Annotated in this window: 18 protein-coding genes; 2 read left to right on the top strand and 16 right to left on the bottom strand. The window is 50.4% G+C overall.

Annotation, left to right across the window (positions count from 1 at the left end; genetic code table 11):
* Window positions 1-67: 67 nt before the first annotated feature.
* Genes AC6I9Z_RS09950 through AC6I9Z_RS09965 form a run of 4 tightly spaced genes read right to left on the bottom strand, consistent with a single transcriptional unit; the run spans window position 68 to window position 4,263 of the window.
* Window positions 68-1,060: an NADPH:quinone oxidoreductase family protein gene (locus AC6I9Z_RS09950; protein WP_461455704.1), complete on the bottom strand. Its 993-nt coding sequence runs from the start codon at window positions 1,058-1,060 to the stop codon at window positions 68-70.
* The gene (locus AC6I9Z_RS09955) at window positions 1,057-2,421 is read right to left on the bottom strand and encodes a serine hydrolase domain-containing protein (RefSeq protein ID WP_461455705.1); all 1,365 of its coding nucleotides are present in this window, start codon (window positions 2,419-2,421) and stop codon (window positions 1,057-1,059) included. Before AC6I9Z_RS09955 ends, AC6I9Z_RS09950 begins: the two co-directional genes overlap by 4 nt.
* The gene (locus AC6I9Z_RS09960) at window positions 2,421-2,951 is read right to left on the bottom strand and encodes a hypothetical protein (protein ID WP_461455706.1); all 531 of its coding nucleotides are present in this window, start codon (window positions 2,949-2,951) and stop codon (window positions 2,421-2,423) included. Before AC6I9Z_RS09960 ends, AC6I9Z_RS09955 begins: the two co-directional genes overlap by 1 nt.
* Window positions 2,944-4,263, bottom strand: coding sequence for a replication-associated recombination protein A (locus tag AC6I9Z_RS09965; RefSeq protein WP_461455707.1), 1,320 nt, complete (start codon window positions 4,261-4,263; stop codon window positions 2,944-2,946). Before AC6I9Z_RS09965 ends, AC6I9Z_RS09960 begins: the two co-directional genes overlap by 8 nt.
* A 117-nt stretch (window positions 4,264-4,380) precedes the next feature.
* Between AC6I9Z_RS09965 and AC6I9Z_RS09970 the strand changes: the two genes are divergently transcribed.
* Window positions 4,381-4,842: a hypothetical protein gene (locus AC6I9Z_RS09970; protein ID WP_461455708.1), complete on the top strand. Its 462-nt coding sequence runs from the start codon at window positions 4,381-4,383 to the stop codon at window positions 4,840-4,842.
* A gap of 6 nt (window positions 4,843-4,848) precedes the next feature.
* Here AC6I9Z_RS09970 and AC6I9Z_RS09975 read toward each other — a convergent pair whose 3' ends face one another.
* The gene (locus tag AC6I9Z_RS09975; protein WP_461455709.1) at window positions 4,849-6,030 is read right to left on the bottom strand and encodes a glycosyltransferase family 4 protein; all 1,182 of its coding nucleotides are present in this window, start codon (window positions 6,028-6,030) and stop codon (window positions 4,849-4,851) included.
* Window positions 6,031-6,094: 64 nt separating this feature from the next.
* On the opposite strand from AC6I9Z_RS09975, the gene AC6I9Z_RS09980 reads away from it, so the two are divergent.
* Window positions 6,095-6,757 (top strand): MOSC domain-containing protein, encoded by a 663-nt coding sequence (locus AC6I9Z_RS09980; RefSeq protein WP_461455710.1) that lies wholly within the window; start codon window positions 6,095-6,097, stop codon window positions 6,755-6,757.
* On the opposite strand, the gene AC6I9Z_RS09985 is transcribed toward AC6I9Z_RS09980, so the two are convergent.
* From AC6I9Z_RS09985 to AC6I9Z_RS10035, 11 genes are all read right to left on the bottom strand, one after another.
* Window positions 6,745-7,701 carry a hemolysin family protein gene (locus tag AC6I9Z_RS09985; RefSeq protein ID WP_461455711.1) on the bottom strand — a complete coding sequence of 319 codons (957 nt, stop codon included), beginning with the start codon at window positions 7,699-7,701 and terminating at the stop codon, window positions 6,745-6,747. The two genes, AC6I9Z_RS09980 and AC6I9Z_RS09985, sit on opposite strands and share 13 nt — an antisense overlap.
* Before the next feature lie 21 nt (window positions 7,702-7,722).
* Window positions 7,723-8,232, bottom strand: a complete 510-nt coding sequence (gene ybeY, locus AC6I9Z_RS09990) for an rRNA maturation RNase YbeY (RefSeq protein ID WP_461455712.1) — start codon at window positions 8,230-8,232, stop codon at window positions 7,723-7,725.
* Window positions 8,219-9,247, bottom strand: coding sequence for a PhoH family protein (locus AC6I9Z_RS09995; RefSeq protein ID WP_461455713.1), 1,029 nt, complete (start codon window positions 9,245-9,247; stop codon window positions 8,219-8,221). The genes ybeY and AC6I9Z_RS09995 overlap by 14 nt, the downstream gene beginning before the upstream one ends.
* On the bottom strand, window positions 9,247-10,584 hold the full coding sequence (gene miaB, locus AC6I9Z_RS10000) for a tRNA (N6-isopentenyl adenosine(37)-C2)-methylthiotransferase MiaB (protein WP_461455714.1): 1,338 nt from the start codon (window positions 10,582-10,584) through the stop codon (window positions 9,247-9,249). Before miaB ends, AC6I9Z_RS09995 begins: the two co-directional genes overlap by 1 nt.
* Before the next feature lie 9 nt (window positions 10,585-10,593).
* Complete coding sequence (locus tag AC6I9Z_RS10005) at window positions 10,594-11,394, bottom strand: lysophospholipid acyltransferase family protein (protein WP_461455715.1); 801 nt, start codon at window positions 11,392-11,394, stop codon at window positions 10,594-10,596.
* Window positions 11,366-11,788, bottom strand: a complete 423-nt coding sequence (locus AC6I9Z_RS10010) for a Fur family transcriptional regulator (protein ID WP_109357225.1) — start codon at window positions 11,786-11,788, stop codon at window positions 11,366-11,368. The genes AC6I9Z_RS10005 and AC6I9Z_RS10010 overlap by 29 nt, the downstream gene beginning before the upstream one ends.
* A gap of 114 nt (window positions 11,789-11,902) precedes the next feature.
* Entirely contained in the window at window positions 11,903-12,316 is a 414-nt protein-coding gene (locus AC6I9Z_RS10015) for a Ros/MucR family transcriptional regulator (protein WP_109357224.1), read from the bottom strand.
* Between the two features lie 126 nt (window positions 12,317-12,442).
* On the bottom strand, window positions 12,443-12,955 hold the full coding sequence (gene rimI, locus AC6I9Z_RS10020) for a ribosomal protein S18-alanine N-acetyltransferase (protein WP_461455716.1): 513 nt from the start codon (window positions 12,953-12,955) through the stop codon (window positions 12,443-12,445).
* Between the two features lie 3 nt (window positions 12,956-12,958).
* Window positions 12,959-13,585, bottom strand: coding sequence for a tRNA (adenosine(37)-N6)-threonylcarbamoyltransferase complex dimerization subunit type 1 TsaB (gene tsaB / locus AC6I9Z_RS10025; protein ID WP_461455717.1), 627 nt, complete (start codon window positions 13,583-13,585; stop codon window positions 12,959-12,961).
* A 17-nt stretch (window positions 13,586-13,602) separates the two neighbouring features.
* Window positions 13,603-14,196 (bottom strand): malonic semialdehyde reductase, encoded by a 594-nt coding sequence (locus AC6I9Z_RS10030; RefSeq protein ID WP_461455718.1) that lies wholly within the window; start codon window positions 14,194-14,196, stop codon window positions 13,603-13,605.
* Window positions 14,197-14,229: 33 nt separating this feature from the next.
* Complete coding sequence (locus tag AC6I9Z_RS10035; protein WP_461455719.1) at window positions 14,230-14,802, bottom strand: NifU family protein; 573 nt, start codon at window positions 14,800-14,802, stop codon at window positions 14,230-14,232.
* Between the last annotated feature and the right edge of the window lie 119 nt (window positions 14,803-14,921).

Here is a 14,921-nt window from a genome sequence, read left to right on the forward strand (position 1 = left end):
TAGGTGAGATATAGTGTGGAGTAGGCGCGGGATGGGCTTATGATGTAATCATATGTAACATCCTGATTCAGGGCGCGATATCAATCACGGCCCGTCCAATGACGGCCCTCTGTTCCAATGCTTCCAACGCAGCAACGGTATCATCCAAAGTAAAGCTATGTGAGATATGCGGGCGCATCACGCCTTCTTCTGCCAGTTTGCGGAGCATCGTTTCGCTTCGCTTTGCCAATTCCGGATCGCGCCGTGCACTCTCTCCCGCACGCAGCCCGATAAGGCTATAGCCTTTTATCAACGCGTGATTGGCGGGAAAGGAAGGAATATCACCGCTCGCAAAACCCACGATAAGATAACGGCCACCCCAGGCAATGGATCGCGTCGCTTTTATCGCCAGATCACCGCCAACGGGATCAAACACCACATCGACTCCTTTGCCGTCAGTCAGTTCTTTGACCTCGGCGGCAAGGTCCGGATCGGCGGGATCGAGGCTATGATCCGCTCCGGCTTTTTCTATCGCCCGACGCTTTTCATCGTTGGACCCGGTAGCAATAACGACCGCGCCTTTATACTTGGCGAGCTTTACCGCTGCCATACCGACACCCCCACTAGCACCTAGTATCAGGACTGTTTCGCCATCTAGCAACTCGGCTTTATCGTTTAGTGCATGCCAAGCGGTAATCGCGGCACCATGCCAGCAGGCCCCCTCGGCAAAGGATAAAGCGGTGGGCAGGGGGCGAACAGAGCTTTCAGACAAGATAATCTGTTCTGCAAACCCGTTTCCCTTGCTGCCACCCATAACGCGATCGCCGGTCGAGAGAGCCGTCACGCCGGACGCCACCTCGATTATCTCTCCGGCGATTTCGAGACCGGGAACGAAGGGGGGATCAGGACGGAATTGATATTTGCCATAAGTCATGAGCAGATCTGGAAAGTTGAGGCCCGCTGCTTTTACTGCAATCCGCACTTCTCCGTCTTTCAGTGGTTTTGCCTTCCTCTCTTTGACCTGAACGGAATCTGGCCCGGTCAAAGCCGTGCAGACAGCAGTGCGGTAGGTATCGCTCATGATCCCACCGACTTCACTACATCCCGTGTAAAGGCGGCAATATCAAAACGATTGTCGCGCGTATCATAACCGCGTCTGACAATCACCAGGTCCATTGAGGGTATGATTACCAGATATTGCCCGCGATTGCCGAATGCTGCGAAAGCGTCATCCGGTATGCCTTCTGACTTGTTCATGAGCCAGAATGTGGCGCCATAGCCAAATTCCCGATCTGGCTGCGGGCCTGATGGTGTGCTGACATATTCCCGCCAGTTTTCTGGAAGTAAGCGTTCTGCTCCATCATCCCCGTAGGGCCAAACGCCGTTATTGAGATAGAGTATTCCCAATCGACCTAGGTCGCGGGCTGTTGTCCAAACCTGACTAGAGAGGATAGGATGCTCTTGCCAATCGGTCTCGGCATAGGTTCGCGTCATACCCATTTTCTGGAAAAATTCATAAGGCTCAAAACGACCGGATCTTGCAGCATAAACTGCCAGTAACGTGTCATTATTGGCATAGCGAAAACGGCTGCCTGGCGGATAGAGCAGGGGCCAGTTCACCGCCCTTTGGGTGACCGTGGCACCGCCCATGTAAATAGGATCGGTGCGATTACCCGCCGTATCGCTGGTTAAACCGCTGGACATACGCATCAAATGATCGAGTGTTATGTCGCGGCGTGGGTCAAAACCACTCATCCATTCGATGATTTTGGCGGGTGCGTTGACGTCCGAGAAGCCTTGCTGGACGCTGTGTCCGATTAATGTTCCGGCGATGGACTTGGCAACCGACCAGGTGCGTTGAGCGGTATGCCGGTCATGACCTTTCTTATACTGCTCGCTGAGTATCTTGTCGTTCCTGATAATCAGCACTGCACTGGTTTTGCCGCCATATTTACTGTTGTCAGAAGCTGCCGATACATATTGATGCAAAGACTTGGCGACATTGTTTTGCTTAACAGCTGCGCCGGCATCACCCATTGGCCAAGGCAAATTATCATTGAAGGACCGCAGCACCGGTGGCTTGTCTAGTTTTATCCCAGCAAAACCGATCGGCATGCCGGTGCAGCCTGTTCGCGGATTCCAGATGGCAATGCGGGGCGGCATGACGTCATTATAGCTGACCCGCACTTGGCGCTTTTCCTGATCGATATCTGCCATGAGTGTGGGCACAATGTCTGCGATATGACTATAAATGCCCGTCAGTTCATCAGCCTCGATATCCGCCAGCGTCTTGCCACCGTTCCACAGTCCGGAGCAGATGAATTGCGCTTTGTAACCCGCGGCCAGTGCTCTCTGATATTCACTGGGTTCGTTGCTGGACTGCCCGGCAACGGGCACGGATAGCAGCGCACAGCTGATGATTAGTAATTTTCCAAAATTCACTATTTGCTCCAATCCGCAGTCAGGTAAGCCTTGAGCGATGTTAAAGGTTGAATATGCCCAGGAAATTTCTGGGAACCAAATTGTTTGCCCGGTTCACAGGCAAATCTGAAAATGCTTACATATCCTGAATTTGCATAAGGCAATATCCACTTTGCAGAGCCTTTGGGCCATGTTTCAGTCCGGACTAGCCTTTCATTTCCGTCAAATTCAGAAAGCTCCATCGCAGCGTAGATATGTCTGTTGCAATCGACCAATATTTTTGAGCGAATGTCTCGGATCTTGGAGATATCATCATCACCTTTATTGGTCTCCGCCATGACAATCTGGGAAATCGAAACTGAAACGAGGCCGTCGATCCTTTCAATGCTGGCTTTGTCAGCAAAGAAAATATCAGAGCGATAGTCCGGTGGTTCATCGATAATAATTTCGTCCACGAGATACCAATCGGGCTGATTTTGTTTGTCTTCTGCCGCCACAGCAAAAGGCAGGCAAAGAATGACCAATGATATAAGCATCTGATATTTAGTCATTAATCTTACGCCTCAAGCTATCCCAATAGTCCAGGCGTTCCCGAATTTTATGTTCAAAACCCCGATCTACCGGTTGATAAAATAACTCTGGTTCCATCTCTTCCGGCCAGTAATTATCACCTGAAAAACCCTCATCATTTTCGTGGTCGTAATTATATCCTTGGCCATAACCGATATCCTTCATCAATTTGGTCGGCGCGTTGAGGATGTTTTGCGGTGGCACCAGAGAACCGGTTTGCTTGGCTGATTTCCAGGCGGACTTTTGTGCCTTGTAAGCGGCGTTGGATTTGGGAGCAGTGGCGCAATAGAGGCAGGCTTGCACTATTGCCAATTCTCCCTCCGGGCTCCCGAGGAAATCATAGGCATCTTTTGCCGCAAGCGCTTGAACCAGCGCTTGCGGATCGGCCAGTCCGATATCTTCGCTCGCAAAACGAACAATACGCCGCAGTACATAAAGTGGTTCTTCTCCTGCCACGAGCATCCTGGCCAGATAGTAGAGCGCTGCTTGCGGATCTGACCCGCGTAGGGATTTATGCAGCGCAGAGATCAAGTTATAGTGACCTTCCCGGTCCTTGTCATAAACTGCCATTCGCCGGTGGAGCAGCTTTGCAAGTGCGGCGGGGCCCAGCGGCTCTGCAATATCCAGAGAAAGCAAGATTTCAACCTGATTGAGCAGGAAGCGGCCATCGCCATCCGCGCTGGCAATCAGTGCTTCTCGTGCGCTTTTCGTTACGGGTATATTCTTCTCGGTCAACGCCTCTGCTTTGATCAACAGTTCGTCCAATGCGTTGCTATCCAAACGATTGAGGATTAGCACCTGCGTCCTGCTTAAAAGAGCGGCATTGAGTTCAAATGATGGGTTTTCAGTTGTGGCACCTACCAGTGTAACAATGCCTTTCTCAACATAGGGCAGAAAACTGTCCTGTTGAGATCGGTTAAAGCGATGTATTTCATCAACAAACAGTAGAGTTTGCTTGCCAGTCTGTTGGCGTTGCTCTGCTTCCGCAAAAACCTTCTTCAGTTCTGCAACACCGGAAAAAACGGCAGATATAGCCTTAAAATACAAGTCGGTTTCGTTGGCCAGTAGTCGAGCAAGGCTGGTTTTTCCCGTCCCCGGTGGCCCCCAGAAGATAATCGAAGACAGTTTTCCCGCCACGATCATCCGTTTGAGCGCGCCGTCCTGGCCGACCAGATGATCCTGACCAACCACATTATCGAGGTTTTTTGGCCTCAGTCTTTCCGCAAGTGGAGCACTGACAGGAATATCCTCCTGTCCTCGTGTCGCATTATCAGTGGCAAAGAAATCATCCATTGCCGGTGATTATGGCATTTTCTCTATCGAAAACCAGCTTGTTCATTGGTTTACGCGCAAATTTTGTGCTGATCTACGCCCGTGGTATAACGTCTTCGGAAAATAGGGAGGAAAATCATGTCTACGACAACGGATCCTTTGGTGGAGAACGAAGGCAAGCCAGACACGCCCTGGCATTTATGGGTAGTCGGTGTAATCGCAACACTCTGGAATTCTGGCGGTGCGCTGGACTATTCAATGACCCAAACGCGCAATGAATCCTATATGAGTGGTTTTACGCCCGAACAGCTTGAATATTTCTACTCGTTTCCGGCATGGGCTGATGGAGTTTGGGCATTGGGTGTTTGGGGGGCGTTTATTGGGTCATTACTCATATTGCTGCGCAGCCGACATGCAATCACTGCATTCGGAATATCCTTGGTCGGACTAATTGGTTCATTTCTATATCAAATGACGGCGGATATGCCGCCCAGTCTCAGCACGCCTGGAATTTGGATATTCACAGCTGTCATTGCACTTTCGATCATTTTTCTACTTTGGTATACGCGGGCAATGGCCGGAAAGGGTGTATTGCGCTAAGCAACTTCAACGGATGGCGGCCTGTTTGATAGGACTCTGGCCCGACTGCCGTTGGCGGATGAGGCGTATATAAGTCTCGGCGACGGTTTGATTAATCTGGTCCCAGCTGAATTCGTCAGCCCGCTTTTCACCGGCAGCGCCATGGGCGCTTCGTAAAGGCTCGTCTTGGCAGTAAAGCTGAAGAACGTCAGCAAAATCGCGAATGGCGCCTGGCGTGACCAGTCTTCCCGATTGTTTGTCCTTGACCAGACTCTGGCTACCCGTCGCCTTGGCTGCCACAACCGGAAGGCCGCAAGCCATCGCTTCCAGTGTCACATTGCCGAATGTTTCGGTGACCGAGGGGTTGAAAAGCATATCCATGCTGGCTACTGCCCGGCCAAGATCATGACCTTGTTGAAATCCGGCAAAAATCGCGTCATCCATTCGCTCTTGAAACCATTGCTGCGCGGGGCCTTCACCGATGATCAGAACGCGGTGCTTGATCCGGCGCCGCTTCAATTCATCAATGGTATCGGAAAAGACATCAAGGCCCTTTTCCATCACCAGTCGTCCAAGGAAGCCGATGACCGGTTCTTCATCTGTGATGCCGAAAGATTGACGCCATGCCAGATCGCGTTTTGAGGGATTAAACACGTCCTTGTCGACACCGCGGGACCATATTCCGACATCATAGTTCATGCGTTGTTGACGAAGGACCTGTGCCATCGACTCGGAAGGGGCGACAAGTGCATCGCAGCGCCGGTATAGGCGGCGCAAAATTGCTTCGATAACAGGTTCCAAGAAAGCTAGATTGTAATAGCGTGGATAGGTTTCGAATCTTGTATGCACGGATGCGAGTACGGGAATATCATTCCCTCGTGCCCAGCTTACCATCCGGTGTCCGACCCGGTCAGGGCTGGAAATCTGCATGACATTCGGGTTGAAAGCAGCAAGATCGCGTTTCGCACTACCGGACAAATGAGTCGGAAACCGATATTCTCCGCGTCCCGGAAACGCAACGGATGGAACGCTAATCAAGTCCCCGGTGGGTTCAAAAGCAGGGGTGTCCGTGGTCGGAGAATAGACACGTACTGCCGCTCCCTGACGCAAAAGATATTCGGCAAGCCTGTTCAGGGCTTGGTTGGCGCCATCACGCACGAAGTTATAATTGCCGCTATACAAGGCAATGCGCAGATCACTGATATTCATTGTCAGCTTGAAGCATAATCTCAGGCAAATTGCTAATATGATCTTTGCCGGTTAAATGGTGCGAATGATTGAAACAATTCTGGATAACTTGCTGATCGGCACACCAAAACCATTTCGCGAAGATGGCGAGATGAGTGCAATAGCCAAACAACTGGTTGCATATCCCGTTCAGCTTGGACTGCTTGGTTTAGAGGGCAATCAGGTGGCTGATCCGCTTCACCATGGCGGACGGGACAAGGCGGTACATCTCTATCCAGTGGAGCATTACGCTTTCTGGGCAGACAAATATCCCGGGTTGGAAATCTTGACTCGCCCAGGTGCTTTTGGGGAAAATTTAAGCTGCACAGGGATGACGGAAGACAAGTTATGTCTTGGCGACATTTTTCGTATCGGAGATGCATTGATCGAATGCAGTCATGCTCGCCAACCCTGTTGGAAACTCAATCATCATTTTGGGCACGCGGATGTTTTGAAAACGGTGATAAAGACGACAAAGTCCGGCAGCTATTTTCGGGTGCTTGAGCCCGGGAAGATACGTGCAGGCGATACGATCATTCAGCAGGAGCGAGTACATCCTGATTGGCCATTGCAGCGCCTGTTCGGACTTATCATCGGCGGTAAGCACAAAGGGCAGAGGCCTGAATTGCGTAAATTGTCCGATATGCCAGCACTGGCAGAAACTTGGCGAAAACGGGCAGCGCAGTTGGCAGAATCTCAGCCGATATGATGGGGTGCGGTGGCGTCTGGACCGGGCGGTAACAGGCGTAATTTGGTAACGCGGCGGTCATCAGCATCCAATATTTCAAGTTGCCAGCCACTGGGATGTTGCAGCATTTCGCCGGTTTTTGGAATGTGGCCAGCCAGCACGAAGGATAGTCCGCCAATCGTATCGACATCTTCATCAATCTCGGCCAGTGCCGGGTCGATTTCTTCGCCGATATCATCCAATTCTGCCCGGGCGTCTGCTTCCCAAATGCCGTTGTCTAGTGATTTTAACATGGGAACCGGTTCATCGTCATGCTCGTCTTCGATCTCGCCAACAATCTCTTCAACAATGTCTTCAATCGTGACAAGGCCCTCTGTGCCATTATATTCATCGAAAATAATGGCAAGATGAATGCGCGTTGCCCTCATTTCGGCGAGCAGATCCAATACACCCATCGATTCCGGAACAAATCGGGGCTGACGAAGATAGGGCGTAATGTCCGTCGGCGGCGTTCCACCTTTCGCAACTAGCGCGAAGATATCCTTGATATGTATCATGCCGATAATCGTATCTAGATTATCGCGATATACCGGGATTCGGCTATGGCCATGTTCGGAGAATATCTCGACATATTCTTCAAATGGTGCGCTTTCCTCAATCGCGACCATATCGGCACGAGGAACCGCAATATCATCAACACGGTGATCACTGAAATGCAGAAGGTTGCGGAGCATTTCGAGTTCAACCGGTGAAATATCCGGTTCGCCCTTTTTGTCGACGTCGCCATCACTTTCATGCTCATCAATAACTTCTTCGAGTTGCGCACGCAGCGAATTATCTTCCGCTTCGCCGAAAACCAAAGCTTTCAGGCTGCGCCATAATCGTCCCGGTTCATCGTCCTCATTGCGAGCGGCAGAGGAAGGTCGACCGTTCGCCCCATTATTGTTGTTACTATCGTCTGGCATTTTTTTGTCTTTGGACACTCATCATATATGTTGATCGTTATAGGGATTGGCAATGCCCAATTTTTGCAACGCTTTGACTTCTAAAGCCTCCATGATCAAGGCATCCGACTCTGTTTCATGATCATAGCCCAATAAATGCAAAACACCATGAATTAGCAGATGCGTTGCATGGTCTGCCATGGGAACGGATTTTGCCTTTGCTTCACTGGCGCAAACGTCATGCGCCATGATTACATCGCCTAACAGCACTTCGCCGTCGTCACTGTTGGACAAGGATTTCAGCAAGTCATGAGGAACCAAAGGGAAAGATAGTACATTGGTGGGTTTATCTTTGCCACGATACGCCGAGTTCAGCTCCTGGACCTCATCGTTGTTTGAGAGTTTTATGCTGATTTCCAATGCAAAATTCCTCTCCGCCAAGTCTCCATAGGACGAAACGGAAAGCGCAGCCCGCGCAGCCTGTTCACTGTGTTTTTGCCAGTCATTTGAATCTCGCCACTGAGGACCCGCATTGAGTTCAATCTGCAGCATCTTTGCCTTCATAGGCTTCAACAATTTTGCCGACTAATGGATGGCGGACGACATCGGCTGCACCGAATTTGACGGTACTGACACTGTCAACGCCGTCTAGTTTTTGTACGGCATCGGCAAGGCCGGACGTGGCACCGTGCGGCAAATCTACCTGTTTCGGATCACCACAAATGACCATACGGCTGTTCATGCCGAAACGGGTGAGGAACATTTTCATCTGGGCGGTAGTGGTGTTCTGCGCTTCATCCAATATCACAAAGGCATCGGCCAATGTTCGGCCACGCATGAATGCGATGGGTGCAATCTCGATCTCGCCGCTTTCAATGCGTCGTTCCACCTGTTCTGCGGGCAGAGTGTCATATAATGCATCGTAAAGAGGGCGCAGGAAAGGATCGACTTTTTCCTTCATATCACCGGGAAGAAAACCGATTTTCTCGCCCGCTTCTACAGCAGGTCTGGACAGGATAAGACGATCCACCGATCCGGTTATAAGCTGCGATACGGCCTGCGCCACCGCGAGATAGGTCTTTCCCGTGCCTGCGGGACCAAGCGAGAAGATCAAATCATCACGGGCCAGCTTTTCCATATAGTCAGCCTGGCGAACAGAGCGCGGAAAAATCGTTTTCTTGCGCGTCTTGATCATTACTTTCGGGGGTGCCGAGATGTCGCTTTTAGCTGGTTTTGTGGATTGATCAGATTTTGCGGTTTTCGAAACCCGTGGATCGGCAACCATACCGATGATGGCCTCAACTAGTGCAGCGTCAATTTCCTGCCCCTCTTCCAGGCGGTTATATATCCCGGTCAAGACATCACGCGCTTGGGCTGCCGCTTCCTCTTCACCCTCAATCTTTAACTTGGTGCCACGAGCGGCGATATAGACACCGAGCCTGTTTTCAATAGCCACAATATTGCGATCATATTCACCAAAAAGGTCACCCAATATTTGAGGATCGTCAAATTCAACGTCCAGCGTCACCAGATTGAGTTTATCTTCGGCAATGTTTTTTTTGGCCATTAAGCAGCTTCTCTCCGTGTCAATTTACCCTGCAGACTGTTGGGCCCCGCGCTTTCAATTGTCACGTCCACCATATCGCCAATCGCCAATTCGGGGGCGATGATATGGACTGATTGTAACCAGGGGGTCTTGCCAACAAGTTGCCCGTCGAGTTTGCCATTGCGCTCTAAAAGGATGTCGGTCTGTCGACCAAGAGCTGTTCTGTTGAAATCATGCTGCTGTTCATTCAGCAGAGATTGCAACCGCTGAAGGCGTTCATCCATGACATCTGGAGCAATTTGATCTTCCATCACAGCCGCAGGTGTGCCGGGTCGCGGGGAATATTTAAAAGAATAAGCCTGCGCGTAGTTGGCCTCGCGGACAATCGCCAAAGTTTCTTCAAAATCAGCGTCGGTTTCACCCGGAAAACCAACAATAAAGTCGCCAGAAATAGCAATATCCGGCCTGACTTTTCTCATCCTTGACAATATGTTGAGATAGCTTTCGGTCGTATGTGAACGATTCATCGCTTTCAATATACGGTCACTTCCCGACTGAACTGGAAGATGGAGATAAGGCATAAGCGCCGGTATTTCGCCATGGGCTGCGATCAGTGCTTCGGTCATGTCATTCGGATGGCTGGTGGTGTAACGGATGCGCTCCAAACCATCGATATGGTCCAGCGCGCGAATGAGGCCGTCAAGCCCTTGTATCTGCCCCTTGTCGTCTTCGCTTGTCCAAGCGTTTACATTCTGACCGAGCAAGGTGATTTCCTTGACGCCGCCATCAACCAATGCCTTTGCTTCATTTACTAGATCACCCCAAGGGCGCGAAATCTCCGCTCCGCGCGTATAAGGCACAACGCAATAAGTGCAGAATTTGTCGCACCCTTCCTGCACAGTCAAAAAGGCGGTCGGGCGTGCCTGCTTCTTGCGGGTTGGCAAAACATCGAACTTGGACGCCGCTGGCATATCCGTGTCCAGTGCCTTTTTACCGGTCTTGGCCCGATCGATCAGCTCCGGTAGCCGGTGATAGGCCTGTGGGCCAACCACGATATCAACACTTGGCGCGCGCCGCGAAATTTCTTTGCCCTCTGCTTGTGCGACACAACCAGCGACGGCAATCATCGGGCTATTACCATCTTTGTCACGCAGTCGTCCGATGTCGGAATAGACTTTTTCGGCCGCTTTTTCACGGATATGACAGGTGTTGAGGACAACTAGGTCAGCGTCTTCACCATCGCCAGCGCTCGACATGCCCTGATCGACAAGCATTTCGGACATGCGCTCACCATCATAGACGTTCATCTGACAGCCAAAGGATTTAATGCGGAATTTTTTCGGATCGGATCGATTCATAACCGCGGCCTATACAACGGGCTCTCCGGACAGGGAAGCGGAAAGCGCGCTGGCAATCCGTCGTTCGGCCTCTGCGCAAATGGCCTTGCGATCAGCAAAGTCGGCGGGATCGAAAGGTTCCAGAAAATGCAAAGTGGTCGGAATTGTTCCCAATCGTGCAAATAGCCGCTTGGCATTGTCAATAGCCGGTTCTTCACCGACCCATGCGATATCTTTGCTGGCCGCACCATAATCGAGCAACATGGGTTGGATCATGGTTGGTTTGGGTGGTGGTGCCATTGCTTGGAAAAGTGAAGGCTTGAATGGCAGTAGGCGATGTCCGTCTGTCGTTGTTCCCTCGGGAAACACCGTGATCGGGTATTTTTCCTCAATGGCCTCCCGAATAATATCAATTTGGTTGCCAACTTGCATACGGTCTGTTCTGGAGACAAAAATGGTCTTGTTGATGCGACATAGCCATCCGATAATCGGCCAACTTGCGATACCGTCCTGGGCCACAAAGGTGCAACCAGTTACCCCTGCAATAACTGGGATGTCGAACCAGCTTATGTGGTTTGAAACATAGAAAACATTTTGCTTGAGACGATGTCCCTCGGTTTTGATAATCGCACCACAACTGGTGGCGACTGACCACAGGAAAAAGCGGGGCCACGGGGAGGGGATACGGAACAGTCGCCAGAGATAATGCATTGGCAGACAGAGGGCCAAGCTTAGCAGGATCGCTGCTACACGCAGTACTACAAATAGCATCCCAACCACTGAAATCGAAAAACGCTCTGCTTCAGCTCTTTCGGTCAGAGGATACGCCATATAGTTCCATACGATGGTCGACCAATCGATACCCAAGCTTCTCCGCAATTACCTTTTGTAACGCTTCGAGTTCGGGGTCGACAAATTCTATCACCTTACCAGTTTCAACGTCGATAAGATGGTCATGATGTGCTTCTGGCACAGCCTCGTAGCGTGCCCGACCATCGCCAAAGTCATGACGATCGAGAATACCAGCTTCCTCAAATAGACGAACAGTTCGATAAACAGTGGCTATCGAAATGCGGGAATCCACCGCAGAAGCACGTTCATGCAATGTTTCGACATCGGGATGGTCGTCTGCGTCAGAAATGACTCTGGCAATCACCCGGCGTTGGTCGGTTATCCGCAAGCCTTTTTCTGCGCATAGCTTCTCAAGATCAATTTTGTCCGGCATTCGCTCCATCCTGATAATTGCTTATACTCTATTCGCGGCAGACAATAAAGCAAAGGGAAAATTGCGAAACACATCCGCAATTTTCCATAGACAAAATCTAACGAAAAGGAGACGTTAGCCCTTTTTCTTTTTCTTTCCCAAGCCGATGGCCTTGGCCAGTTCGCGGCGTTGTTGAGCATAGTTGGGTGCAACCATCGGGTAGTTACTGGGCAGACCCCATTTTACCCGATATTCGTCCGGTGTCATACCGTAGTGGGTCATTAAGTGCCGTTTCAACATCTTCAGTTTCTTGCCATCTTCCAGGCAAACGACGTAATCGGGTTTTATCGATGATTTGATTGGCACTGCCGGCTCCGGCTTAGCTTGTTCTGCGGCTTTTCCCGCAAGTCCCGACAACGCGTCGTGAACGTTGCTAATAATGAGTGGCAAGTCTGAAACAGCTACGCTGTTGTTGCTAACATGTGCAGCAACAATATCCGAAGTGAGCGTAATCAACGTCTCGTTCAGAGCAACATCTTCCTCTGTCATATATACCTCTTAGTGCGACCATTTTATGGTTTTGAGCAATTTTTTGCTGTGAGTTTAGTCGCATGGGGCAGGTGGATTATCAATCATCAACCTATATACTGTGTTGATTTTGCGTTACTTTAAGCATCACAAAGGTTTTTTGTAGGTGATGGCATCATATTTTTCTTTGTTGTCGCCCGAATAATAAGCACGCCGTAGTCCAATTTTTTGGAAACCAAGTCTTTCATAAAGATGTTGGGCTGGATTGTTGGACCGCACTTCCAAAAAAACCGCTGTAACCTCGTTTTTAACTGCGTTCGCGATAAGCCGCTCAAGAAGAGCGATCCCGATACCTTTATTCTGATATTGCGGATCTACTGCTATCATCAGCAATTCTTCCTCGCCGGCCGCACTCCTGCTGATAGCAAAGCCACAAGTTTCGAGGTTGTAACTGGCAATCAATAGCTGCGTGCCGGGCAAAGCGAGCATTGAACGGCACTGGTGCTCGTTCCATGACTCACCATAGAGGCTTGAAAAGGAAGCCTGCATAATCCGCATAACGACTTTCAGTTCATCAAAACTGCCATATTCAAGCTTTATTGCTGTTGTGGAATCTAAGGGCGCCTCATTGCTTTCAGGATAGGGGTTCACATCTGACATACTCTAGTCCCGATGAGCTGGCTGTGCATCTGGCGCGCGGCCATAAATAGGTGTTGGGTCTATATATTGATAGGCTTGGTACAATAGGCTGTATTTGGCGGCGTTCGGCAATATGGATGAATAAGAAAGCCCATCGGTCAGGTTCGCTAAAGCCTTTGCTGCGGAGCCCGCTAAATGGTCTGCTTTTCTGTGGCGTAAAGCCGATTCAGGTGACAGGGACAGGAGATCATCTATAGGGCTGCCGTCTTCAGCAAAATTCTGGACAAAATACTCTCCATGGCCGCCAAGCATCACTACAAAAACAGGAGCGGGGGATTTCATTTCATTCAGAGCCTGTGCAGCAACAAGATGTAAGCATTGATATCCGGAAATTTCGGCTTGCCAAGCTAGTGCCAGAGCTTTTGCGGCAGAAAGACCTATTCTGACGCCGGTAAAGCTTCCCGGTCCGCAATTGATCATGATGCGATGCGCGCGTCCTTTGTCGGGCAGTTCCGCAATCATCGGCACCAACTTCTCTGCATGGCCACGACCAATTTCTTCATAGGTGCTGGCCAATATTTTTTTGTCTTCGAACAGAGCAACCGAGCAGGCCGTTGTGGCAGTGTCTATGGCTAGAATACGGTTGTCCATGGCTCTGACGCCTGTCGTCAGATGATTGTGTTGAATTTGTCGAATCCGGGACGCGGGCTGCGGTCAAAAATTGTTGAAGGATCACCGTACCCAAGCGTCGAGATGAAATTCGATTTTACGCTTGGTTGATCACCAAAAAAAGCGACATCGACTGCCGCATTGTCAAATCCTGACATTGGGCCGGTATCCAGACCCAAAGCTCGCGCCGCCAGAATGAAATAGGCCCCTTGCAAGGAACTGTTTCGCATCGCACCCTCGGCACGCCCCTCCGGATCGCCATCAAACCAGCTCTTCGCATCGGTATGCGGGAACAGTTCGGGAAGATATTCATGAAAATTCTGATCCATGCCGATGATGACCGCGGCAGGGGACTTCACAATTTTTTCTTTGTTACCTTCGCCCGCACAGTCTGCAAGACGTTGCTTGGATTCCTGACTGTGGCACCACACCATCCTTGCGGGCAGCATGTTTGCGCTGGTTGGTCCCATCTTCATGAGATCCCAGATCGCGTGCAGTTGTTCGGTAGTCACCGGCTTGTCATGATAGCCGTTATAGGTTCGTGCTGTTCGGAAAAGTTGGTCCAGTGCAGCGTCATCAAGTGGTTGATTCATAAGTTTATCATTATCCATTTTGCGCCGACTCGATTAAGCGGCTCTAACTTCCACAACCTCTGGGACATAATGTTTGAGCAGAGATTCAATTCCGTGCTTTAACGTCGCGGTGGATGATGGGCATCCCGCGCAAGCGCCCTGCATTTTCAGGAAAACGATACCGCGGTTGAAACCACGGTAGATGATATCACCACCATCATTGGCAACGGCCGGGCGCACCCTGGTTTCGATCAATTCCTTTATCTGAGATACAATCTCCGCATCTTCCGGATCATCATGAATTTCTTCCTCAGGGGGGATTTGTATTTCGCCTGCTGAGCCCGGTTTGAACAAGGGAAGCCCGGCGGAAAAATGATCAAGCAAAATACTAAGCACCTGCGGTTTTACATCTGACCATTCTGATCCAGGGCCAGCCGTTACCGAAACGAAATCTGAGCCAAAGAAAACTCCGGTCACGTCTCCAAGAGTAAACAAGGCTTCTGCAAGTGGAGAAATATCCGCATCTTCCGGTGATGCGAAATCCCTTGTCCCGTCGGCCATAACTGTCTGGCCCATCAGGAATTTGAGCGTGGATGGGTTGGGCGTTTTTTCGGTTTCTATCAACATGTTTGATATGTGGGAGCATTTGGCTGGGCTATCAAGGCTAAACTGCCTTTTAGCAGCGGAAAAGTTGACCGATTGCCATCTATATTTTGCATGGCAATCTATATCTTTATTCACTGGCC

Source organism: Parasphingorhabdus sp., assembly GCF_059726685.1.